24 protein-coding genes and 1 other annotated feature are annotated in these 22318 nt (G+C 36.1%); of the genes, 16 read left to right on the top strand and 8 right to left on the bottom strand.

Going from position 1 to position 22318, the window contains the following annotated elements; genetic code table 11:
- Nucleotide 1: 1 nt before the first annotated feature.
- Both ACSBPO_RS17655 and ACSBPO_RS17650 read right to left on the bottom strand, forming a co-directional pair.
- On the bottom strand, nucleotides 2–853 hold the full coding sequence (locus tag ACSBPO_RS17655; protein WP_442595615.1) for a C39 family peptidase: 852 nt from the start codon (nucleotides 851–853) through the stop codon (nucleotides 2–4).
- Nucleotides 854–912: 59 nt separating this feature from the next.
- The gene (locus tag ACSBPO_RS17650; RefSeq protein WP_442595613.1) at nucleotides 913–1431 is read right to left on the bottom strand and encodes a gamma carbonic anhydrase; all 519 of its coding nucleotides are present in this window, start codon (nucleotides 1429–1431) and stop codon (nucleotides 913–915) included.
- A gap of 127 nt (nucleotides 1432–1558) precedes the next feature.
- Here ACSBPO_RS17650 and ACSBPO_RS17645 point away from each other — a divergent pair, with 127 nt between their 5' ends.
- Together ACSBPO_RS17645 and ACSBPO_RS17640 are read left to right on the top strand one after the other, a co-directional pair.
- Nucleotides 1559–2362 (top strand): alpha/beta hydrolase, encoded by an 804-nt coding sequence (locus tag ACSBPO_RS17645; protein ID WP_442595612.1) that lies wholly within the window; start codon nucleotides 1559–1561, stop codon nucleotides 2360–2362.
- A 39-nt stretch (nucleotides 2363–2401) separates the two neighbouring features.
- Entirely contained in the window at nucleotides 2402–3505 is a 1104-nt protein-coding gene (locus tag ACSBPO_RS17640; RefSeq protein WP_442595611.1) for a tetraprenyl-beta-curcumene synthase family protein, read from the top strand.
- A gap of 30 nt (nucleotides 3506–3535) precedes the next feature.
- Here the strand turns inward: ACSBPO_RS17640 and ACSBPO_RS17635 are convergent, their stop codons facing one another.
- Together ACSBPO_RS17635 and ACSBPO_RS17630 are read right to left on the bottom strand one after the other, a co-directional pair.
- Nucleotides 3536–4108, bottom strand: coding sequence for a class I SAM-dependent methyltransferase (locus tag ACSBPO_RS17635; RefSeq protein ID WP_442595610.1), 573 nt, complete (start codon nucleotides 4106–4108; stop codon nucleotides 3536–3538).
- Nucleotides 4098–5069 carry a TIGR01212 family radical SAM protein gene (locus ACSBPO_RS17630; RefSeq protein WP_442595608.1) on the bottom strand — a complete coding sequence of 324 codons (972 nt, stop codon included), beginning with the start codon at nucleotides 5067–5069 and terminating at the stop codon, nucleotides 4098–4100. The genes ACSBPO_RS17635 and ACSBPO_RS17630 overlap by 11 nt, the downstream gene beginning before the upstream one ends.
- A gap of 212 nt (nucleotides 5070–5281) precedes the next feature.
- On the opposite strand from ACSBPO_RS17630, the gene ACSBPO_RS17625 reads away from it, so the two are divergent.
- The 11 genes from ACSBPO_RS17625 (at nucleotide 5282) to ACSBPO_RS17575 (ending at nucleotide 15384) form a co-directional block, all read left to right on the top strand.
- Entirely contained in the window at nucleotides 5282–5545 is a 264-nt protein-coding gene (locus ACSBPO_RS17625; protein WP_442595606.1) for a YtzC family protein, read from the top strand.
- A 16-nt stretch (nucleotides 5546–5561) separates the two neighbouring features.
- Nucleotides 5562–5753 (top strand): glycogen biosynthesis protein GlgD, encoded by a 192-nt coding sequence (locus ACSBPO_RS17620; protein ID WP_442595604.1) that lies wholly within the window; start codon nucleotides 5562–5564, stop codon nucleotides 5751–5753.
- Nucleotides 5754–6563: 810 nt separating this feature from the next.
- On the top strand, nucleotides 6564–7742 hold the full coding sequence (locus ACSBPO_RS17615; RefSeq protein WP_442595602.1) for an MDR family MFS transporter: 1179 nt from the start codon (nucleotides 6564–6566) through the stop codon (nucleotides 7740–7742).
- Nucleotides 7743–7877: 135 nt separating this feature from the next.
- The gene (locus ACSBPO_RS17610; protein ID WP_442600400.1) at nucleotides 7878–8654 is read left to right on the top strand and encodes a 3-hydroxybutyrate dehydrogenase; all 777 of its coding nucleotides are present in this window, start codon (nucleotides 7878–7880) and stop codon (nucleotides 8652–8654) included.
- A 161-nt stretch (nucleotides 8655–8815) separates the two neighbouring features.
- Nucleotides 8816–9016, top strand: a complete 201-nt coding sequence (locus ACSBPO_RS17605; RefSeq protein WP_442595600.1) for a cold-shock protein — start codon at nucleotides 8816–8818, stop codon at nucleotides 9014–9016.
- A gap of 121 nt (nucleotides 9017–9137) precedes the next feature.
- Entirely contained in the window at nucleotides 9138–9608 is a 471-nt protein-coding gene (locus tag ACSBPO_RS17600; protein WP_442595598.1) for a hypothetical protein, read from the top strand.
- Nucleotides 9605–10105 carry a hypothetical protein gene (locus ACSBPO_RS17595; protein WP_442595596.1) on the top strand — a complete coding sequence of 167 codons (501 nt, stop codon included), beginning with the start codon at nucleotides 9605–9607 and terminating at the stop codon, nucleotides 10103–10105. Before ACSBPO_RS17600 ends, ACSBPO_RS17595 begins: the two co-directional genes overlap by 4 nt.
- 64 nt (nucleotides 10106–10169) lie before the next feature.
- Nucleotides 10170–10658, top strand: a complete 489-nt coding sequence (locus ACSBPO_RS17590) for a GNAT family N-acetyltransferase (RefSeq protein ID WP_442595594.1) — start codon at nucleotides 10170–10172, stop codon at nucleotides 10656–10658.
- 114 nt (nucleotides 10659–10772) lie between these two features.
- Nucleotides 10773–10994 (top strand) — a binding site (T-box leader).
- 64 nt (nucleotides 10995–11058) lie between these two features.
- Nucleotides 11059–13470 (top strand): leucine--tRNA ligase, encoded by a 2412-nt coding sequence (leuS, locus tag ACSBPO_RS17585; protein ID WP_442595592.1) that lies wholly within the window; start codon nucleotides 11059–11061, stop codon nucleotides 13468–13470.
- 73 nt (nucleotides 13471–13543) lie between these two features.
- Entirely contained in the window at nucleotides 13544–13849 is a 306-nt protein-coding gene (locus ACSBPO_RS17580; protein ID WP_442595590.1) for a rhodanese-like domain-containing protein, read from the top strand.
- Nucleotides 13850–14349: 500 nt separating this feature from the next.
- Nucleotides 14350–15384, top strand: coding sequence for an FUSC family protein (locus ACSBPO_RS17575; protein WP_442595589.1), 1035 nt, complete (start codon nucleotides 14350–14352; stop codon nucleotides 15382–15384).
- Between the two features lie 134 nt (nucleotides 15385–15518).
- On the opposite strand, the gene ACSBPO_RS17570 is transcribed toward ACSBPO_RS17575, so the two are convergent.
- Nucleotides 15519–16976 (bottom strand): IS1182 family transposase, encoded by a 1458-nt coding sequence (locus ACSBPO_RS17570; protein ID WP_442595587.1) that lies wholly within the window; start codon nucleotides 16974–16976, stop codon nucleotides 15519–15521.
- A 273-nt stretch (nucleotides 16977–17249) separates the two neighbouring features.
- Between ACSBPO_RS17570 and ACSBPO_RS17565 the strand changes: the two genes are divergently transcribed.
- Nucleotides 17250–17432, top strand: coding sequence for a sporulation protein Cse60 (locus ACSBPO_RS17565; protein WP_442595585.1), 183 nt, complete (start codon nucleotides 17250–17252; stop codon nucleotides 17430–17432).
- Nucleotides 17433–17624: 192 nt separating this feature from the next.
- On the opposite strand, the gene ACSBPO_RS17560 is transcribed toward ACSBPO_RS17565, so the two are convergent.
- Complete coding sequence (locus tag ACSBPO_RS17560; protein ID WP_442595583.1) at nucleotides 17625–18881, bottom strand: NAD(P)/FAD-dependent oxidoreductase; 1257 nt, start codon at nucleotides 18879–18881, stop codon at nucleotides 17625–17627.
- A 144-nt stretch (nucleotides 18882–19025) separates the two neighbouring features.
- On the opposite strand from ACSBPO_RS17560, the gene ACSBPO_RS17555 reads away from it, so the two are divergent.
- Nucleotides 19026–20642, top strand: coding sequence for a putative polysaccharide biosynthesis protein (locus ACSBPO_RS17555; protein WP_442595581.1), 1617 nt, complete (start codon nucleotides 19026–19028; stop codon nucleotides 20640–20642).
- Between the two features lie 61 nt (nucleotides 20643–20703).
- On the opposite strand, the gene ACSBPO_RS17550 is transcribed toward ACSBPO_RS17555, so the two are convergent.
- Entirely contained in the window at nucleotides 20704–20958 is a 255-nt protein-coding gene (locus tag ACSBPO_RS17550; RefSeq protein WP_442595579.1) for a hypothetical protein, read from the bottom strand.
- A 103-nt stretch (nucleotides 20959–21061) separates the two neighbouring features.
- Between ACSBPO_RS17550 and ACSBPO_RS17545 the strand changes: the two genes are divergently transcribed.
- A complete protein-coding gene (locus ACSBPO_RS17545; RefSeq protein ID WP_442595577.1) occupies nucleotides 21062–21778 on the top strand; it encodes a pseudouridine synthase in 717 nt (238 codons plus the stop codon).
- Nucleotides 21779–21815: 37 nt separating this feature from the next.
- On the opposite strand, the gene ACSBPO_RS17540 is transcribed toward ACSBPO_RS17545, so the two are convergent.
- Nucleotides 21816–22037 carry a DeoR family transcriptional regulator gene (locus ACSBPO_RS17540; RefSeq protein ID WP_442595575.1) on the bottom strand — a complete coding sequence of 74 codons (222 nt, stop codon included), beginning with the start codon at nucleotides 22035–22037 and terminating at the stop codon, nucleotides 21816–21818.
- Between the last annotated feature and the right edge of the window lie 281 nt (nucleotides 22038–22318).

The raw sequence follows: 22318 nt of genomic DNA, 5'->3' as shown, positions 1-22318 counted from the left end.
ACTATTGTGGAAGATAAGTAATCGCTTGTCTTCCCATTTGCACCCAAGATTCCTCGAAATCTTTAATGGGTGCTTTTTTATTTTTTTCTCCAGTTAAAGGATCATTAAAATAGATAAAGTTTTTGTCAAAGCCTGTTAAAAGAACCGAGTGTTCCCTGTAGGTCACTCTGACCTCTCCTTTTGGTGTTTGCCAGGTAATAAAGGAGTCATTCGATAACTTTTGATATCGGGTGTTGGTAATAACCCAAACTGGTCGGTGATCAGAAAGATGAATTTTTATTTCTTTAAAATCACTGCCTGTAAAATCCTTTATTCTCCCAGGAAGATACTTTTCGGCAAGCTGACGGATAGGTTCATGGTATACTCCCAAACCAGGCTCTTGAAAAGTATACATACTTCCAACGAAGCCTTCATTAGGATGGCCAAAATAGGTTTTCCCATTTTCTACTTTATAAGGTGTTCGATCTTTTGTTATTTCTTTAGCTAAGGTCATTTTATCAACGTTAATGTCTGCACTTTGCAATAGCATTGCAAGGCTAGTCACTTCACAGCCACGAGGCAATTCAGGATATTGACTAACGGTAGCTATATTTAATAAAACATGATCTTGTATCTTGATAATGGGTAATTCAGTTATGTCCTCTACCAAATAAGTGGATTTCATAACAGGATCCTTTATCCAATGTCTTAGAAGGTTAGTGGTTTTATTTGCGAGTTTTGTATCAACGATAAAAAAGCCTGTGATGAAACATAGTGCTAATAAAAATATCATTACACTTCTTAGCCTTTTTTTAAAAAGGAAAAAGAATAATAGGAAAAGAAGAGGTAAAATGATTAAAAGCAGGTTGGACATAGGATCACCTTAAAATCTTGATTGTATTAGGTCTTATCGGTTTATAATATAGAGAAGGTTTAGCGATTATTTTGAAGAGATTTATAGTACTGCGCCTTCTCAGCGTATTCTCTTGAAATACGTTGCATATCAGCGATATCTTCAGCATTGAGTTCGCGAATTACTTTTGCAGGTCTTCCGAATGCAAGCGTATTGGGTGGAATCTTTTTCCCTTGGGGTACAAGGCTTCCAGCTCCAATAAAAGCACCTTCGCCAATCTCTGCACCATCAAGAATGATTGAACCCATTCCAATTAAAGCCCGTGAGCGGATAATCGAACTGTGTAGAATAACTTGATGTCCCACAGATACTTCATCCTCAATAATAAGAGGATTATTTGGGCTCTGATGCAGAACACAATTATCTTGTATATTTACTTTGTTACCTATAATGGTTGGAGCCACATCACCACGAATGGATGTATTAAACCAAATGCCAGATTCATCTCCGATGGTAACGTCTCCTGTTATTGTAACGTAATCAGCAATAAATGCTGAAGAGGATATTTTTGGGTATTTTCCTTTGTATGGATAAATCATGGAAAGCTCTCTCCTTAACATCATGTAATAACTCGATTTTATCGAAAAGGGTAGGGAAAAGGAAAGATTTTGTTTCGATTCTTTAAAACCGCTTTTCTAAATATTAATATATAAAGGGGGAAGAGTTATGTGGAAATGGGAAACGGAAGGGGAAGCCAAAGCGGTTATCGTCATTGTTCATGGTGCATCTGAACATCATGGCCGGTATGGCTGGTTAATTGAAATGTGGCGCTCATCTGGTTATCATGTTATTATGGGAGATCTTCCAGGTCAAGGTTTAACCAGTCGCACTAGACGAGGTCATATTGATTCATTTGATGAGTACATATTTGAAGTAAAGGACTGGATTCAATCTGCCTATCAATTTGAATTACCTGTATTTTTGGTTGGGCATAGCATGGGAGGTTTAGTTTCCATCCGTTTATTACAGGAAGAAAGGTTAAATCTGGCAGGTGTCGTTTTATCTTCACCATGTCTTGGATTAATCCACACTCCTTCCAAGTTTTTAGATGTAATATCCCATGGAATTAATCTTATTTATCCAAGCTTGCGAATGGAATCAGGATTAACGGTTGATATGGCTACACGCAACTTAGAGGTACGCGAAATCGATTCAAATGATACTTTATACGTCACCAAAATGTCTGTACGCTGGTATAGAGAGCTGGTGACTGCTATGAAGCTTGCGTTTGATAAAAACTCGGTCATTCAAGACGTCCCTATGTTAGTGATGCAGGCCGGCGATGATAAAATCGTGAATAAAAATTCCGTCAGAGAGTGGTTTAATCAAGCTCCTTTATCAGAAAAAAGATTTAAGGAATGGCCAGAATTTTATCATGAGATTTTTAATGAACCAGACAGAGACATTGTTTTTCAATATACAAAAGATTTTATAGAAGGTCATTTGAGAACAATTGGCTATCTTATTTAGATTGCTGATTGGTGAGCCATTTAGAAAGAGGTTTGTTGAATGAAAATTCCCACTTCCTCTGTTGGATTGATGGGGCAGGTTTACTTTAAAATATTGCCAGCAGTTCATCAGGAATTAAACTATTGGAAAAAAAGAGCGGATCAAATCCCGAATGAGGAACTAAGGAAACAAGCTCTTGCAAGTATTGAGCATAAAACCTTTCATTGTGAAGGTGGAGGCATACTAGCAATCTTAGCTCAGAAGGATTATAAAAAAGCTATACGATTCATTGTTGCGTATCAAACGATTAGTGACTATTTAGACAATTTATGTGATCGCAGTACTTCCCTAGATCCGGAAGATTTTGCTGCCCTTCATGAATCGATGAATGACGCTGTATCGCTTAATAAAGAGAGTAAAAATTATTATCGAAATCGCATGGAACAAGATGATGGAGGATATTTACAGGAGTTAGTGGCAACTTGCCAAGAGGTGTTAGAAAAGACGAACCACTATCAGATCATTCAACAGGATTTAGTCACCTTATGCCGATATTATTGTGATTTGCAAATCCATAAACATGTGGTGGTTCATGAACGGGTGCCTAGACTTCAAACCTGGTTTGATACATACGCTGCAAGTCTGCCAGCTATGACATGGTATGAATTTTCAGCCTGCTCTGGATCTACTCTTGGCATCTTTTGTTTAGTATCTTATGCCATGAAAAAAGAATTTAAGCAGGAAGAAGCCAAAAAGTTGTATAATGGCTATTTTCCTTATATACAAGGTCTTCATATCTTACTGGATTATTTTATTGACCAAGAAGAGGATCGAACCGGCGGAGACTTAAATTTCTGCTTTTATTATGAAAATGAGGAAGTTTTATTTACACGTTTAACTCACTTTTTAAAAGAAGCTGATAGAAATACGGAAAATGTACCGCATCAAAAATTTCATCAATTAATAAACCGTGGCTTAATTGGCATTTATTTATCAGATGAAAAGGTCAAGCAACAACCACATGTAAAAAAGTTAGCAAAGGAATTGGTCAAGCAGGGTGGACCGATAAGTGCCTTTTTCTACTGGAATGGGCAAGCCTATCGTCGCTTTCAAAAAGGATCCGTTCAAGCCAATACACAAATGGTACAAAAAGAAAAAGCCTAACCAATCGATGGTTGGGCTCTTTCCTATCTTCTAATTTTTTTCTATCGCCACAATAAAAGGGGGATCGTTTTGCTGATTTAAAAATTGGTATAGTAAAACACGAGCTTCCTTTTGATCTAATTGTTTTACATATTCCATAAGCTGATCTTTTTCAATCGCTCCTTCTGGGTGACCATGATAAATAACGAGAACAATGATCGCTTCGGGTGTCATCATGTTCAAAAGCTGTTCAATGGCTAGGATAGTGGTATCAGGCTTTGTCACAATCGCTTTATCACTGCCAGGAAGATAGCCAAGATTAAAAATGGCTGCCTTGATTTTCCCATGCTCAAACAGAGGAATGAATTGCTGGAGCTTTTCATGCCCTTCTTGGAATAGGACAGCACGATGAACAACATGATGTTCCTCTAGCCGAGCTTGGCTGTTTAATACGGCCTGTTCCTGAATATCAAAGCCATAAACTTTCCCCTCATCGCCCACAAGATTTGCTAAAAACAATGTATCGTGACCGTTCCCCAATGTAGCATCCACTACAATATCACCAGGTACAACCGTTTTTTCGATAAGTGTTTTGGCGAACTGCAGTACTCGTTCAAGCTTCATGATTTGTTTTCACCCTACTTTGATAAAATTTACCTTGCCAGCTATTTCTTCTTTTTAGCTCTGCATCAATCGAATTTAAAACTTCCCATTTATTAACACTCCACATCGGTCCAATCATTAAGTCAATCGGACCATCTCCTGTAATACGATGAACGATCATTTCAGGTGGTAAAATCTCTAATTGATCACATACTAAATTCACATAATCATCAAATGATAAAAATTCGAGCATCCCTTTTTCATACTGCTTCACCATAGGAGTACCTTTGAGTAAGTGTAATAAATGGATTTTGATACCTTGAACATCTAGCTTGGCCACTTCTTCTGCTGTCTTCATCATCATTTCAGGGCTCTCAAGAGGCAGACCGTTGATAATATGCGAGCAAATACGAATTCCATGCTTTCTTAGTTTATTAACACCATCGATATAGCATTGAAAATCGTGGGCACGGTTAATTAGTAATGCTGTTCTTTCGTGAACGGTTTGTAGTCCTAATTCTACCCATAGGTAGGTTCGTTCATTTAATTCCGCTAAATACTCTACAACATCATCAGGAAGGCAATCCGGTCTTGTTGCGATGGATATACCCACTACTCCCTCTTGTTTAAGAACAGCTTCGAATTTTTCTCTTAACACACTAACTGGCGCATGTGTATTCGTAAAGGCTTGGAAATAAGCCATATATTTACCGTCTTTCCATTTATGATGCATTTTTTCTTTAATTTCATGAAACTGGGTTTCCAAGTCATCCACGCGATTTCCAGCAAAATCTCCGGATCCGGCAACACTGCAGAAGGTACACCCACCGTGTGCGACCGTACCATCACGATTAGGGCAATCAAAGCCGCCGTCTAAGGCAACCTTAAAGACTTTATGTCCGAATTCATGACGTAAATGATAATTCCAAGTGTGATACCTTTTATTGTCTGAGGCATATGGAAAAGGGTTTGTCTGAATCATGAGATCAGGCCCTCCTTTTTAAAAGTAATATCATATTTTATCATGATATGTTTGGTAATCCAATCGAATTAATCACACTTTCAATGTTAACTCCAATTTTGGAATCAATTAACTTTACGCATAAGTGATAGGAACTGCAGAGATGAACAAAATAAGATAGAAGCATTGCTTCTAAAATGAAATTCATTTTTAATGCTTAGGGAGGGTTATCCATGGCAACCCGTCAATCAATGGAAGACTTAATACAAAGATGTGAAGATGCAATTCGTTATGCTCAAGATCAATATCTTGATGCCAGCAAACAAGAACATTATACCGATGATCTATATACAAATGCACTTCAAGGCTTAGAGGATGTATTTAATGATTTAGCTGTTATGGCAAACAGTGCAAACTCTCAACAACGAGAACAACTACATCGGATGCGTCTTCAGCTCCAACAAGCCCAAAATAATATGATCTTACTTAGACATTAATGGGGAGGAACAAAAGTTGAAAAAACGCTCGAAGAAAAACAATCCGGAACAAAAAACACGAGATGGAATAAATAATCAAGATATTGAATTTGGTCAAGATTACGATGTCGTTAAAAAATCAAAGTATGCTTATGAAAACATGGGTAGTCAGCCTGTAAAATCAAAAATGCATCAAGAACAAGAACAAACAGGAAGAACAAGACACTAGGTTATTCAAGGAGGCCAATTGGTCTCCTTTTTAATTTTGGCAATGTTAGAGGTAATGTTGATTTTCTCTTAGTTACTATTTTATAGGACACAGAATCCGTTATTTGCATAAAAAAGTCGTATTTTCCTTGGTTATAGGACACAGATACCGTTATTCACCTTATTTCATTTGGAAAAGTCATATTTAGGTCAAATAACGGAACCACAGTCCTATAACATTAAAAAAACAAGCAATTTCCTAATATAACGGAACGTGTGTCCGTTAAAATTGATGGTTAAAAACCTTATGGATATTTGGGAGTAAAATTGCTAATTGGCAGTTTGTAAAATATTTTTGCACCAGAAAAAAATTATAGTTAACTTAGGTTATATAAAAAATGCCTTTGTTAATGAACATTGTTGATTGAAGCAGAAGCCGCGGAAACTTCGGTGTGAGTAAGGGTGAGGGAAAATCGTAGGCATAAACGCCGCGGAGGATTTCTGACCCCCCACTTAAAGCGAAGCGCTTGGAGCGGAAATCAAAAACTTCACTAGTTTTACCGATATTCCCCTTGTTCATATCACAATTTTAGAGCCGCTAAAAACGGAAAAAATCCAATTGGTTCCTGTGCCAGAATGTCATCAAGCTAAATAACCAATTAAAAACTTAAGCGCATTAACGTGCCGGGGGTCTGACCCCCGGCACGTTAATGCGCTTAAGTGAGTTTTCTTTCCAGTTTTAAATATATGTATAAAATCGTTGCACTTCGTGAGAAAAACCACTAAAATTGTTTTGGTGTTCGAAATAGTGAAGTGTAAAGGAGCGTTTTTCATGCCTCGTGCCTTATGGCTCTTAATCATTGGGATGGCAGTGAATGTAACAGGCTCTTCTTTTTTATGGCCTTTAAATGCAATCTATATTCATGACCATTTAGGTAAATCATTAACGGTAGCTGGGTTTGTTCTTATGTTAAATTCAGCAGCAAGCGTAGTAGGAAATTTGTTCGGTGGAAGTTTATTCGACAAAATTGGTGGATATAAATCGATATTATTAGGAATAGGGGTTACTCTTTTAGCATTAATTGGACTAACTTTCTGGCATGGTTGGCCAGAATATGTTATTTATCTAACGATTATCGGATTCGGTTCAGGGATGGTATTCCCTTCAATGTATGCGATGGCGGGTGTCGTTTGGAAAGAGGGAGGGCGTAAAGCCTTCAATGCCATCTATGTAGCACAAAATCTTGGAGTTGCAGTTGGTGCAGCTCTTGGAGGATTTGTAGCATCGTATTCATTTGATTGGATTTTCCTGGGCAATACAATTCTTTACGTTGTATTTTTCTTCATAGCACTTCTTGGATATAAAAACATTTCTCCAAATACTGGTGCCACAGCTTCTATTTTAAAAAATAGCCAGCGTATTAAAAATCATTCGAGACTTTATGCATTACTAATTCTTTGCTTTGGTTACTTATTATGTTGGGTTGCCTATGTCCAATGGCAAACAACAATTGCCGCATACACTCAAGAGATTAATATCACCATTGAACAATACAGTATACTATGGACGATCAATGGGGCAATTATTGTTTTAGGTCAACCAATCATGAACCAATTAATCAAAAGTGTAAAATCTGTAAAGTCACAGATTATGATTGGGACGATCATATTTGTTGTTTCCTTTGCGGTTGCAGCAAGTGCAGAGCAGTTTATGTGGTTTATTGCAGCTATGGCAATTCTTACAGTAGGGGAAATGCTTATATGGCCTGCTGTTCCAACGATTGCAAGCCAATTGGCACCTGAAGGAAGAGAAGGATTTTACCAAGGAATTGTTAATAGTACGGCAACGGGCGGAAGAATGATTGGTCCAGTATTGGGTGGACTATTAGTCGATATATATGGAATGTCTATGTTATTTACTGTCATGATTGGATTATTTGTTTTAGTCATTTTATCTACAGCCATCTATGACCGTAATATAAAAGAAAAAAAAGAGCTTAAAGCTGTTTAATAGTTTTAAAAAGCCTGTTTAATGACAGGCTTTTTTTATATGTATAAAATTGTCAGAAAAGTGTGATAAAATAAATTAGAGCTTAACACAGTTAAAGATGACAGAAGATTTTAGGAATATAGGAGGAATATTTTGATGGTTCAAGATAAGGTTGTATTTATAACTGGCGGAGCCCAAGGTATTGGTTATGAGATAGGAAAAAAATTTGCTTCCAATGGTGCAAAAGTAGTTTTAACTGATATGAACGAACAACAAGTGAAACAAGCCTCGCAAGAATTAAGAAATGAAGGTTTTGAAGCAATAGGCCTTAAATGCGATGTGACATCTGAGGAAGAAATAAAAAATTCCATCGAAGAGACGGTTTCACATTTTGGGAAATTAGATATTTTAATCAATAATGCTGGTTTACAATATGTGTCTTTTATAGAGGATTTTCCAACTGTAAAATTTGAGTTTTTAATCAAAGTAATGCTGACTGCACCTTTTATTGCCATTAAGCATGTCCTTCCCATCATGAAAAAACAAAACTCGGGCAGGATTTTAAATATGGCATCGATTAATGGTTTAGTTGGCTTTGCTGGTAAAGCTGCTTACAATAGTGCGAAACATGGTGTCATTGGTTTGACAAAGGTTGCTGCCTTAGAGGCTGCATCCTTTGGAATTACCGTTAATGCTATTTGCCCTGGATATGTGGATACACCTCTTGTACGAAACCAGCTAGCAGATCTTGCCCAAACAAGGAATGTACCCTTGGAAAAAGTATTGGAAGAGGTTATTTACCCACTAGTACCCCAGAAACGGTTATTATCTGTTGAGGAAATAGCTAATTATGCTGTTTTTTTAGCTAGTGATGGAGCTGCAGGAATAACTGGGCAAGCGGTTGTTATCGATGGAGGTTACACGGTTCAATAAAGAATTTATTGGAGTGTCTCTTTTTAGAGATGCTCTTTTTTATCAATAAATTTTTAAATGAAATGAAAAAGTTTGTTTAAAAAGAGTTTTTCGAGGTAATAATAATCAAGCAAGGTTCATTGCAATTTTGTGTATTTTTACAATCTAGGAGGCAACAAAAAATGGAACGTGGTAAAGTAAAATGGTTTAACAGCGAAAAAGGATTTGGATTCATTGAGCGTGAAGGAGGAGAAGATGTGTTTGTTCACTTCTCAGCCATTCAAGGTGAAGGGTTCAAGTCACTTGACGAAGGACAAGAAGTGACTTTTGACATTGAAAATGGACAACGTGGTCCACAAGCAACAAACGTTCACAAAGCTTAATAAACCAACGATAAACAGGCCCAAAGATTTGGGGCCTGTTTTTATTATTGTCTTTTTTGGTATATTCATGGTCTTAATTTGGAATATTACGGCTTATAGTAGCAAAATAAGGATGGATATTATGGGATTACCATTGTTTTTTGTTCTAACACTTTTGTTTACAATGATATTTTATTTTCAAAAAAAGTCATTAACACTCATACAAAATTCACTTGTCTTCTTAGTAGTCAATTTTTTAACAACCAATTATTTAACGATTGTGTCTTTAAATTTAAATTGGTTAAAAATAACAGAGGATCATTTTTTATTTATAGCTATTCTTTTATATAGAGATGTGATTATGCCTGTTATCATATTAATCTTTATTAATGCATTTTTTTATGTCATTACGTTAAAAAATAAACTATTTCTTTTCATACTCTCTTTCATCTTCGTACAGGTAATCGAGGTACTATGTACTTTTTTTGATCTAATTACATATATAGAATGGAATTATTTTTTCTCAGCGGCAACTCATACCTTATTTTTATTAATTGGCTTAGGTCTTTCTAAGGCTGTTATATATGCTGGTGAAAAGGGGCTAGGCTCATGATCATTATTTATGAAAAATCTTTTGATACAAATGAATGGTTTATCATCATATCGTTAATTGCACTAAATACATTAATACTCATAACGCCTAAACTTTTTTCTTTTGTAGAAGGGCTCGTCTATTATTTATTTGGCGTCTTCTTTGTCACCTTTTTTGACCACACCCTTAGTGTTATTCCTTGGGACTATTATGATGTAAACGATAATTCTAAGTTTCAATTTATGGACTTATTATCCTATATTATGAACGGACCTTATGCTTATTTTTTTGTATATCTATATTCGAAATTGAAAATTCATGATTTTACTACTATCCCTTATTTGGTTGTTTGGTCTGGTTTTTCTGTTTTATTAGAATGGGTTGGTTTAAATATAGGTTTGTTTCACTATGACAAGGGTTACTCCTTACGGTGGTCTTTTCCGATTTATATGACAGTACAAATGATTTTGATTTTTTTGCATCTTAAAATTAAAAAAAGTAGGAATAGGGCTATTTAAAATAGCTCTATTTTTTTGCATAATAAAGAAGATTGGAAGTTTTTAACACTGTGAGGATTAATCGATGTTTATTAAAATTGAAAGATTACAGGAAAAAGATACAGGAGCTTTATTTGAATTTGAAACGGTAAATCGGGCATTTTTTGAAACCCAAGTGCCTAGCAGGGGAGACAACTACTATGTTTTTGAGCATTTTAAAAGCATTTTAGTAGATTTATTACAGGAACAAGAAGATGAAACATCATTCTTTTACTTAATCAAAAATGAATTAAACACTATTGTGGGCAGAATCAATTTAGTCGATATTAATCGGGAAAAGAATATTGGGTTTATCGGATATCGAATAAGAGAAACATTTTTAAAAAAGGGAATTGCCACAAAAGCATTGAAACTTATGTTAGAAAAAGCTCCTAGCCTGAATGTATCTGAAATTCATGCCAAAACCACATATAACAAGATCGGATCTCAAAAGGTGTTAGAACATAATGGGTTCTTGCAAGACCTAGATATCCATGTCCAGATTACGTTCATTATGTTTGGAAATCTTAAATAAATCTGTCATTAAGAGTATCAATGGAGAAGCATTTGCATATACTGCATACTAAACTTTTAAAAGAAACATTCTTGCATAAAAAATAAAAATCGTCTACAATATGGTAAAATAATGATATCAACTATGATAAGGAATAGTAATGGTGCATAGCTTGAATTAGAGAGTTGACGGTCGGTGAAAGTCAACCAAGCACATCATGAACTCGCCTTTTGAGTTGCAAGTGTGAATGAACAGTAGTACTTGCCGTATGCCGCGTTAAGGTTGAATGAAGCGAGTGCATTTTGCACTAATGTGGGTGGTACCGCGGGAGATACATAATATCCTCTCGTCCCTTTTATAGGGATGAGAGGTTTTTTATTTGGAAAAATTAAGTTAGTCAATAAGAGTAGGAGGATCACAAATGAGTTTCAATCATCAACAAATTGAAAAGAAGTGGCAACAATACTGGGAAGAAAATAAAACCTTTAAAACGAGTGATGAAAAAGGAAAGCGTAAGTTTTACGCATTAGATATGTTTCCATATCCATCTGGGGCAGGATTACATGTAGGGCATCCTGAAGGCTATACAGCAACGGACATTCTTTCTCGAATGAAGAGAATGCAAGGTTATAATGTTCTTCATCCAATGGGTTGGGATGCATTTGGCCTTCCAGCCGAACAATACGCGATTGATACTGGGAATGACCCTGCAGAATTTACTGAAAAAAATATTAATACCTTCCGCCGCCAGATTAAATCATTAGGTTTTTCTTATGATTGGGATCGTGAAATTAACACAACAGATCCAGATTATTATAAGTGGACACAATGGATCTTTATTCAGCTTTATAAGAAGGGATTAGCTTATATTGATGAAGTAGCGGTAAACTGGTGTCCAGCGCTTGGAACCGTTTTAGCAAACGAAGAAGTCATTGATGGAAAAAGTGAACGTGGAGGACATCCAGTAGAACGTCGTCCAATGAAGCAATGGATGTTAAAAATCACGGCTTACGCGGACCGTCTAATTGATGACCTTGATGAATTAGATTGGCCAGAAAGCTTAAAGGATATGCAACGCAACTGGATCGGCCGTTCTGAAGGAGCGGAAGTAACCTTTGAAATTGATGGTCACGATGAAAGATTTACGGTATTCACGACTCGCCCAGATACTTTATTCGGTGCCACATATGCGGTATTAGCTCCTGAGCACCCTTTTGTAGAAAAAATTACTTCTGCTGATCAAAAGGACGCAGTTACAGCTTATTTAGATCAAATCAAGAGTAAGAGTGATCTTGAAAGAACTGATTTAGCAAAAGATAAAACAGGTGTTTTCACTGGTGCATATGCTGTAAACCCAACTAACGGTGAAAAGATGCCAATCTGGATTGCAGACTATGTATTAATGAGTTATGGAACCGGGGCAATCATGGCAGTTCCAGCCCATGATGAGCGTGATTATGAATTTGCTAAAAAGTTTGAGCTACCAATTAAAGCGGTAGTTGCTGGTGGGGATATTGAAAAAGAAGCATACACTGGTGATGGAGAACATATTAATTCAGAATTCTTAAATGGTCTAAATAAAGAAGAAGCTATTTCACAAATGATTTCTTGGTTAGGGGAAAAGGGAATCGGAACGAAAAAGATTACCTATCGTTTACGTGATTGGTTATTCAGCCGTCAGCGTTATTGGGGTGAACCGATTCCAATCATTCATTGGGAAGATGGCACCATGTCAGCTGTTCCAGAAGAAGAACTTCCATTAATGCTACCAGTAACAAAAGAAATCAAGCCATCTGGAACTGGGGAATCACCACTTGCTAATATCACGGAATGGTTAAATGTCGTGGATCCTGTAACCGGTAAAAAAGGTCGCCGTGAAACAAACACGATGCCACAATGGGCGGGTAGCTCTTGGTACTATATCCGTTATATTGATCCTAAAAATGAACAAGTCCTTGCAGATCCAGAAAAAGTAAAAGAGTGGCTTCCAGTTGATATTTATATCGGTGGTGCTGAGCATGCCGTACTTCACTTACTATATGCTCGTTTCTGGCATAAAGTTCTTTATGACTTAGGGGTAGTTTCAACAAAAGAGCCATTCCAAAAACTATTTAACCAAGGAATGATTCTAGGGGAAAATAACGAAAAAATGAGTAAGTCAAAAGGGAATGTTGTGAATCCGGATCATATTGTGGAAAGTCATGGAGCAGATACCCTACGTCTATATGAAATGTTCATGGGTCCTTTAGAGGCATCCATTGCTTGGTCTACAACAGGCTTAGATGGATCTCGTCGATTCTTAGATCGTATTTGGCGCTTATTTGTAGAAGAAAATGGGCAATTGAATCCTAAAATTCAAGATGGTGGAGATGCATCAAATCTTGAAAAAATTTACCATCAAACAGTGAAAAAGGTAACGGATGATATTGAAGGAATTCGCTTTAATACCGCTATTTCTCAATTAATGGTGTTTATCAATGAATCCTATAAAGCAACCGTTCTACCTAAGAGCTTTATGGAAGGCTTTGTTAAACTTCTATCTCCAATTGCTCCTCACCTTGCAGAGGAACTTTGGGAGAAATTAGGCCACTCAGGAACCATTACTTACGAAGCTTGGCCTGCATTTGATGAAGCGAAACTTGTGGACGATGAAGTAGAAATTGTTGTTCAAGTTAATGGCAAAGTAAAAGCTAAATTGATGGTTGCCAATGACGCTACAAAAGAAGCGCTTGAACAAATTGCTATGGAAGAAATCAAAGATCAAATTGAAGGAAAAACGGTACGTAAAGTAATTGCAGTTCCTGGTAAACTTGTAAATATTGTGGCAAACTAAGTAGTGTGAAATGCCAAATATTAGGCTGGCGCTTGTAGCCAGCCTTTTTAAAACTGAAAAGGAGTGTTTAATCATGGAAGAATTAAAAACCATTACTACTGAAGAATTAAAGAAAAAACTTGAATCTGGCGAAAAGCTAGATCTAATCGATGTACGTGAAGACGAAGAGGTAGCAACTGGAATGATTCCTGGAGCCAAGCATATCCGTATGGGCACCATCCCTGAAAACTTGCACCAATTAGACAAGGATAAAGAATATATCATGATTTGCCGCTCAGGTAATCGCAGCGGAAACGTTTGTCACTATTTGCAAGAGCAAGGTTATAAAGTTCGTAATATGGTCGGTGGCATGATGAACTGGTCTGGAGAAACGAAGTAGTCTGCTGGAGTATCAGTCTCGTTATGGAAAGTCGAGCATAAATTTAAGAAGTCGAGCATAAGTTTCGGAGAGTCGAGCATATGTTTCGAAAAGTCGAGCATAAGTCTTGGAAAGTCGAGCATAAATTTAAGAAGTCGAGCATATGTTTCGAAAAGTCGAGCATAAGTCTCGGAAACTCGAGCATATGTTTCGAAAAGTCGAGCATAAGTTTCGAAAATCCGAGCATAAGTCTCGGAATCTCGAGCATATATCTAAAAAAGTTGCTAATATATCATTACTTTTTAGATAATATAAGCTAAAATTTATGTTTTTCCAAAGAATTAATAATTTTCGACCCAATTTTCTCAAAAGAGCATTTCGTTTATGTTCAAATCATAAAAAATCTCACCCCGATTCCACTCGAATCGGGGTTTTTCATCCACTCTCTCCAATTTAAAAAATGAAATCTATCTCAAAATAAAGTAAACTAGTATAGAATTCTCTCCAAGGAGGTGCCCTTTTTGACATTAGGTCCACGTATATTAAAGACGGGTATTTCCGTTGCATTGTCATTATTTATATGTACTATTTTTAACCTTGAGCCTGCTGTATTTGCAGGTGTTGCGGCGATTTTTACGGTTCAACCTTCTATTTACCGCTCATGGAAGCAGGTACTCGATCAATTAAAGACGAATACACTAGGAGCAGCAATTGCTCTTTTTATGATTTATTTTATCGGAAGAGATCCTTTTACTATTGGGATTGTGATGATTGTTGTCATTATGATTTGTATGAAAATGAAGATGGAGAGCTCCATTTCATTAACATTAGTGACAGTTTTAGCGATTATGATGGCTCCTCCACATGAGGATATTACGTTTGCTGTAAATCGTTTTGGAATTATCCTTGTTGGAATGATTTCTGCTTTCCTCGTGAATCTATTCATTTTGCCTCCAAAATATAAAAATAACTATAAAGAAAAGGTTCATGTTGTTTTTCAGAGAATGTCGCTCCTGATGCGTACAGCTATTTCAAATGAAATGACAGAAAAGTCGTTTCAACAGGATACTGAAAAATTAAAAGAGGATATTAAACGATTAGAAGAAATTTTTAATATTTTAGATGAAGAGCGGGGGAAAATGTCAAAATTAAACCCTCAGGATGTTAGGGAGCTAGTTGTTTTTAAACAGATGCTCAAAACGCTACAGCAAGGTTCTGAAGTATTAGATGTAGTGGAAGAACATTATTTTCAAAGTGCAAATGATGAAGAGGAAAACCAATTATTTGATCGCCAATTAGAGAAGCTCACAAAATATCATGAACTAATTCTTCTGAAATTTGACCAAAAAATCAAAAAAGAAGACGAATTAACAGAAAGTATTATCAGTGAATGTGGATTATTTTTAGAACAGATAATGGATATTTATCGCGATGACCGTGGACAAAAATTAAGACTTGTTGTCATTGGTTCTTCTATTTTTGAATACGCCTTTCAATTAAAACGTCTCGATCAATTAATTGACTATTATTTGAAAAAGACAACCAAAAAAGCTTAAGCCAAAGACGAGGGCACTGAAAAACTTTCGTTTTTCAAAAGTGTGCTTGAACCATTAAAGTAAAAAAGACAGTTCACATCCATTTTTTTGGATTCCGAACTGTCTTTTTGTGTTTTGAGTAGTTATTCTATTCCCTATTTTTGGTTCATTAGCGTCAATATTCTTTTCACATTCACTGTGAAGATAGCCATTGCCCCTTGCAAATGCATGCCAATTAGACCCGAGGAATCTGCAACATCATACCCGTGTCTATGTTTCAATTCGCTATTCTTAGCTTCTATTTTATATCGCTCCATCGATTTCTCTTTAAAATAGTCGCTTTCTTGAAATTTTATTTGTTCTGTATGCACATTTGATTTAATGCTTACAGAGTAACTCTTACTTTTAGCACCTTCCTTATAACATCCGTCTTTAAATGGACAAACTCTACATTTTTCTACATCAAAATAATAAGTGTCTACTTGATTGACAGCTACATCTTTTTTTCCTTGTCTAGCTTTCCTTATTGCCAGATGTCCAGCTTTACAAACGTACATCCCAGCGTCTTTATTAAATTCAAACTCTTCTTCTTTTTTACGATATCCTTGAGTAACAGAAGGGTTTAATTTAGCTACTAAATTTATTTCATTTGTATTTGCGTACTCGATATTTCCCTTTTCAGAATAAGCAGTATCACCGATTATCGTTTTTACTTCCATCCCAGCTTTTTTACTTTTCTCGACTAATGTTTCTAATTGTTTTCCATCATTCTTTTCGCCTGTTGTAATCACTGCGGCAGTGATAATCCTTTCTTCACTCATTGCCAGATGTGTTTTATAGCCAAAAAAGGAAGAATCAGCTGTCTTATGACCCACTCGCGCATCTGGATCATTGGACATCTGAAGCTGTTCATTCATATCTTCAAGGGTTTCTTTTAGTAAGTTCATTTTTTCTTTCACTTTTGGGTATTCACGGATTACCTCATTATTTTTGGCTACATCCATTAGCTTTTGGCAATACTCGATTTCATCTTCTAATACATCTGTGGAGGATTTTGGTGGAAACTGATTCTTAATACTTTCATCAATTTGATAGATTGCTTTTCGAAGAAGCTTTGATTTATCCATCAATATTTCTTTAGGAGACTTTTGATTATAACGAGCTTTCGAGTGAGTGGCATCCACAATAACAGAATTACTTTTGATAATTTCCTTTTCAATCGCTATTTCTACCGTTTTATTAATAAGTAAATCTAAAAGATTAACATCTTTTAAACGTATTTTTCGAAATTTTGTCAAAGAACTCGGGTCAATGACTTCTTCTTCAGGAGACATGTCTAGAAAATATTTAAACGACATATCGTACTTTGAACGTTCTACAATATCAACATCCGATAAGTCGTGTATAGATTTTAAAAATAGATATTTAAACATACGTATTGGGTGAATGGCATTTCTTCCATTATCGTGACAATAATTGTCCTTGAGTTCCTCATACACAAAGGAAAAATCAATGAGTTCATTCACTTTTCGAAGCATATTATCTTTTGGCACGATAATATCGTAAAGTGCCATGTATGGACTAAAACTCAAAGACTGTTGGTTTGGAATCATCTATAACACACCCGCTTTATATTAGTACATCAATTATACGACAAAAAAGTACCCCTTTCTTCAAAAAAATTTGAAGGAAGGGGTACTTTTAAAATATTTGAGAGACTTTTTCAGTGCCCTCGCCAAAGACTTAAGCTTTTTTTGGTAATAACTTGTCTTTACCCATTAACCCCTGAAGGAATCCTACTAAATAAAATTCTGAATATTTAGTATAAATTCTATAAAAATTGGTAAAGCTAGATAAAAAGGTTTGAAAGCAAGGGGAGAGGGACTTTGATTCAGGTTAAGGTATTTGATCATGAACATGAAAAAGATTTAGAGTCTGATATGAACACTTTTCTAAAAAAGATTGATGAGGATAAGCTATTAGATATTAAATATAATGTAGCAGCCATCCAGGAAGAAGAAGATGAGCAAATCTATTGTTTTTCAGCAATGGTTATATATCGGGCATAAAAAAGGAGAAATCATAAAGATTTCTCCTTTATAATAGGTTAAAGGTATAACTTTTTGGGACTTCGAAAATTGTCTAGCTCCAGCGCCTAGCCCCTCGAGGTCAAATAACCTCTCGTGTAAGAAGTCAAAGTTCAGACTTCTTACACGAGAGAACATTTGCTTGTCGGGGCTTCCCAAGGCGCTTGCGCTTTTCTATTTATTTGCTGCATTCATTCCTGCCAATCTTCCTGTCACGAGCGCAGAGGTAATATTATAACCTCCAGTATAGCCGTGAATATCTAAGATTTCTCCACAGAAGAATAAACCATTCATTACTTTTGATTCCATCGTTTTTGGGTCAATTTCTTTTACAGAAACACCACCGCCGGTAACAAAGGCTTTTTCAATAGGCAAAGTTCCATTTACTTGAAAAGTGAAGCTTTTGCAACTCTTAGCTAAAGAGCGAATTTTATCATTCGATACATTTGCGCCTTGCATGGAGGGGTCAATCCCATTCACATCAAACAAAAAGGATAAATACCTTTCTGGTAAAAAGCCTTTTAAACTATTCTTAATCGCTTTTTTCGGATCTTCTTTTAGAGACTTCATTATGTCTTGAAAAATATTTTCCTCTGACAAATCAGGAAAAACATCAAGGCTCATTGTTACTTCTTTTAAATCCCACTTTTTCATGGCTTTTACTACAAATTGACTGCAGCGAAGAACAGCTGGACCGCTAACACCGAAATGAGTAAAAATCATATCCATTCTGTGAGTAATGAGAGGTTTTCCTTTAGGATTTAATACACTTAAAGAAACATTTTGTAGGGATAGTCCTTGTAACGTTTTTTCTTTAATAAATGGTTCATTGGAGGTAACAGGTACCTCGGTCGGAAATAAATCCGTTATGGTATGACCAGCCTTTTTAGCCCATGCGTAACCATCCCCTGTTGAACCGGTATGTGGTACAGATTTTCCGCCTACGGCTAAGACAACAGAATGAGTGGAAAAACGTTCACCATGTTTTAATAAAACATCCTTTACTCGACCATTTTCATATTCGATTGTTTCAACAGGTGAATTGGTCAGGATTTTAACATTCAACTCAGCCAAACGGGACAATAAAGCATCGACAACAGATTGTGCTTTATCGGTTACTGGAAACATTCGCCCGTGGTCTTCTTCTTTCAGTTTAATTCCGAGATTTTCAAAAAAAGCGATAATATCCTCATTACTGAATAAGGAGAAAGCACTGTATAAAAAACGTCCATTACCCGGAATATGTTTAATTATGTCATCAATCGGAAGACGATTCGTTACATTACAGCGACCTCCTCCTGAAATAGCCAATTTCCTGCCGAGCTTATCCCCTTTATCAATTAAGAGGACCTTTGCCCCTTTTTCGCCAGCTGCAATAGCAGCCATTAATCCTGATGGCCCTCCGCCAATCACTATTACATCGTATTGCATTTCTTCACCAACTTTATCGATTCTATTCTTGTTATTATAGCGATTTTTAATGAACAAGAAAAGAATGCGAAAAAAGTAGCATCCGTTGAAAAGAAGAGGTAAACTACTAATAGTGAAAAAAAGCCTTAATTCAGGTGGGATTATATGTCATCAAAGCTATTAAGAGGGACGTTTATATTATCTTTAGGAACCCTCATATCAAAAGTACTTGGTTTACTGTATGTTATTCCGTTTTATCATATTGTTGGTGCCCATGGGACAACTCTTTATCAATTTAGTTATGTGCCTTACACCATTTTTATAAGTATAGCTACAGCTGGAATTCCTCTTGCTGTTTCAAAATTCATTTCCAAATACAATGCTCTAGAAGAATATGCCGTTGGGCGAAAGTTATTTAAATCCGGTCTTATCATTATGATGATCAGCGGTATTGTTTCATTTTTAATCATGTATCTTTCCGCACCGTTGATTGCAAAAATGAGTATCTCTGGGGAAGAAGTAGACATAAGTATTAATGACGTGATAACCGTTATTCGTGCTGTTAGCTTCGCATTAATTGTTGTGCCATTTATGAGTTTAATTAGGGGATTCTTTCAGGGACATCAGTCGATGGGACCTTCAGCTGTTTCTCAGGTTGTTGAACAAATTGCTCGTATTGTATTCCTATTAGGTGGGGCATTTGTGGTTCTAAAACTATTAGATGGTAGTCTTGTAACAGCCGTAAGCGTTGCAACTTTTGCCGCATTTGTAGGTGCGATTGGAGGTTTACTCGTTCTTTTTTGGTACTGGTATAAACGTAAGCCGCACCTTGATGAATTACTAGAGCAAGATAAGGGAACCATTGAAATTTCATTGAAAAGTATGTACAAAGAAATCATTGTATATGCTGCTCCTTTTGTCTTTGTAGGTATTGCTAATCCATTATTTCAGTTTATTGATCAAATTACGTTTGACCGTGCGATGACGGCAATTGGTTTAAAGGCACAAGCCAGTATGGCCTTTTCCATTTTAAATTTTGAATCACATAAACTCGTGATTATTCCTGTTTCTCTTGCTACGGCCTTTTCTTTAACACTTGTTCCTACCATAACAACGGCATTTGTTGCAAATGACCTAAAAAGTATGAATCGACAATTAAATCAAACCTTTCAAGTTTTATTGTATTTAACATTACCTGCTGTCCTTGGATTATCGTTACTAGCAGCCCCTTTTTATACTGTTTTTTATGAATACATGCCATTTGGTACGGATGTACTGAGAGCATACGCACCCGTTGCCATTTTGTTTGCCTTATTCTCTGTAACGGCTGCCATATTACAAGGAATAAATGAACAACGATTTACCATTTTAAGTTTACTTGTCGGATTGCTCATTAAATTATCCTTAAATATACCGTTAATTAAATTGCTGGAAACAAAAGGGGCCATCCTAGCAACAGCACTTGGCTATAGTGCGGCAATTATTATCAACTTTTTTGTGATTAAAAAATATGCAGGTTATCCTTTGCAATTTGTGTGGAGAAGAAGTCTTTTAATTGTCATTTTCTCTGGTGCCATGCTTGCTGCTGCCTCTATTACGTATTGGGTTTTAACTTTATTTTTATCAACGGAATCAAAATTCCAATCTCTCATTTTGATTGGTATATGCGCATTTGTAGGAGCTGCTGTTTACTTTTATCTTAGCTTCCGATCAAAGCTTGTCTACTTTTTATTCGGTGACAGAGCCGTTCGTATAAAGGAAAAATTAAGATTACGAATTTAAAATGGGTGACTCAAAATTCGAGTCACCCTCCTTTTTAATCTTTAAAGTTTCTAAAATTGGTTTACCACTGCTCATTCCATTGTTGATATCCAAGCTGTCTTTCCACTCTTCTAAGTCGGCGATTTAGTTGGTCTACACGACGGTCTAGTTGTTGGACCTGTCTTTCAAGTCTGTCTAATCTTCTATCAACTTGACCGCCTCCACCGCCAGGAAAACCACCGCCAGGAAAGCCGCCACCTGGGAATTGACGATAGTCCTGAGTTTGATATTCTGGAGTTGGGTAAAATAACCCTTGATCATATGGATGATAATACATAGCATTCGCTCCTCTTTTTTTTTATCTAAACACGATATTAGTCTATGAATAAATTCATTTTATTGTTTAGACGTTTGCCTATATATACTAGTGGAGGTCAAAAATGAGAATTGATAAAATGCTTGCTAACCTTGGTTTTGGAAGTAGAAAAGAAGTAAAAAAATTATTAAAAGATGGTGCTGTTCAAATAAATGGAGTGAAGACAAAGGATGCAAAAGAGCATATTGACCCGAATAAGGATATCGTAACCATTCATGGAGAAGAAGTAGTGTATAAGGAATTTATCTACTTGTTGATGAATAAACCAGCAGGTGTCATTTCTGCCACGGAGGATAATCGAGATGAAACTGTCATTGACTTACTTGAACTAGAGGATCAAGTCTATGAACCATTTCCTGTTGGCCGTTTAGATAAAGATACGGAAGGACTTTTGTTAATAACCAACGATGGTCAATTAGCTCATCGTTTACTTTCACCAAAAAAACATGTCCCCAAAACCTATTTTGCTGTTATTGAAGGAGAAGTGACAGAGGAAGATATCCTTGCCTTTCGAAAAGGGGTTACGTTAGATGACGGATATGAAACGAAACCAGGAGAATTAGTGATATTAAAGTCAGGGTTAATGTCCGATATCGAATTAACCATTACAGAAGGCAAGTTCCATCAGGTCAAAAGGATGTTTCAAGCAGTTGGAAAAAGAGTTGTTTACTTAAAACGAATCTCAATGGGACCTTTAAAGCTGGATGAAACGTTAGAGCTTGGGGAATACCGTGAATTAGCTGATGAGGAATTAGAAGAACTCATGAATTTTCAACCATAAAAAAAATCGCCTTATAGGCGATTTTTTTCATTTATTCTTATGATGAAATTTTCACTTTTTTATCTGTTGTTGTCCACATGCCACGGCTTGGGCTTTCTACTAGGTTATTGTATGCCAAGACATTTAAATCTCGTTGAATGGTGCGAGGAGTGATAGCAAATTCCTCTACTAGTTCTTGTGTAGTAACAAGCCCTTTCCTGTTAATAAACATGTAGATGGATTTGATGCGGTTTAACATCCGGTTAGTTGAAGGCTTCAAAAAACCACTCCCTATCCTTTATTAAAACCAAAGGCAAATTCCTGCGACCGACACATCCTTTAAGAAGATGTTTCTCAACAAATATGTAGTTTTCTTTTTTCCAGACATCTCCTTTTTCCTATAGAAATTAGTGAATCTAAGAAGTTCTGTCTACAATTCTATTTTACCCTATATTATCAGAACATTTCCACTAAAGCCAAAAAAATTTCATCCCCCTTTTAAAGTTTTGTATTTATACATATGGGATTGGACAGGCAGGATATGATTATTTGTGTGAATTT

This window comes from Neobacillus sp. D3-1R, assembly GCF_052180215.1.
In the GTDB taxonomy this organism is placed as follows: Bacteria; Bacillota; Bacilli; order Bacillales; family Cytobacillaceae; genus Pseudoneobacillus.
Note: the sequence above shows the minus strand (reverse complement) of the source record. Positions and strands in the feature narration are given on the sequence as shown.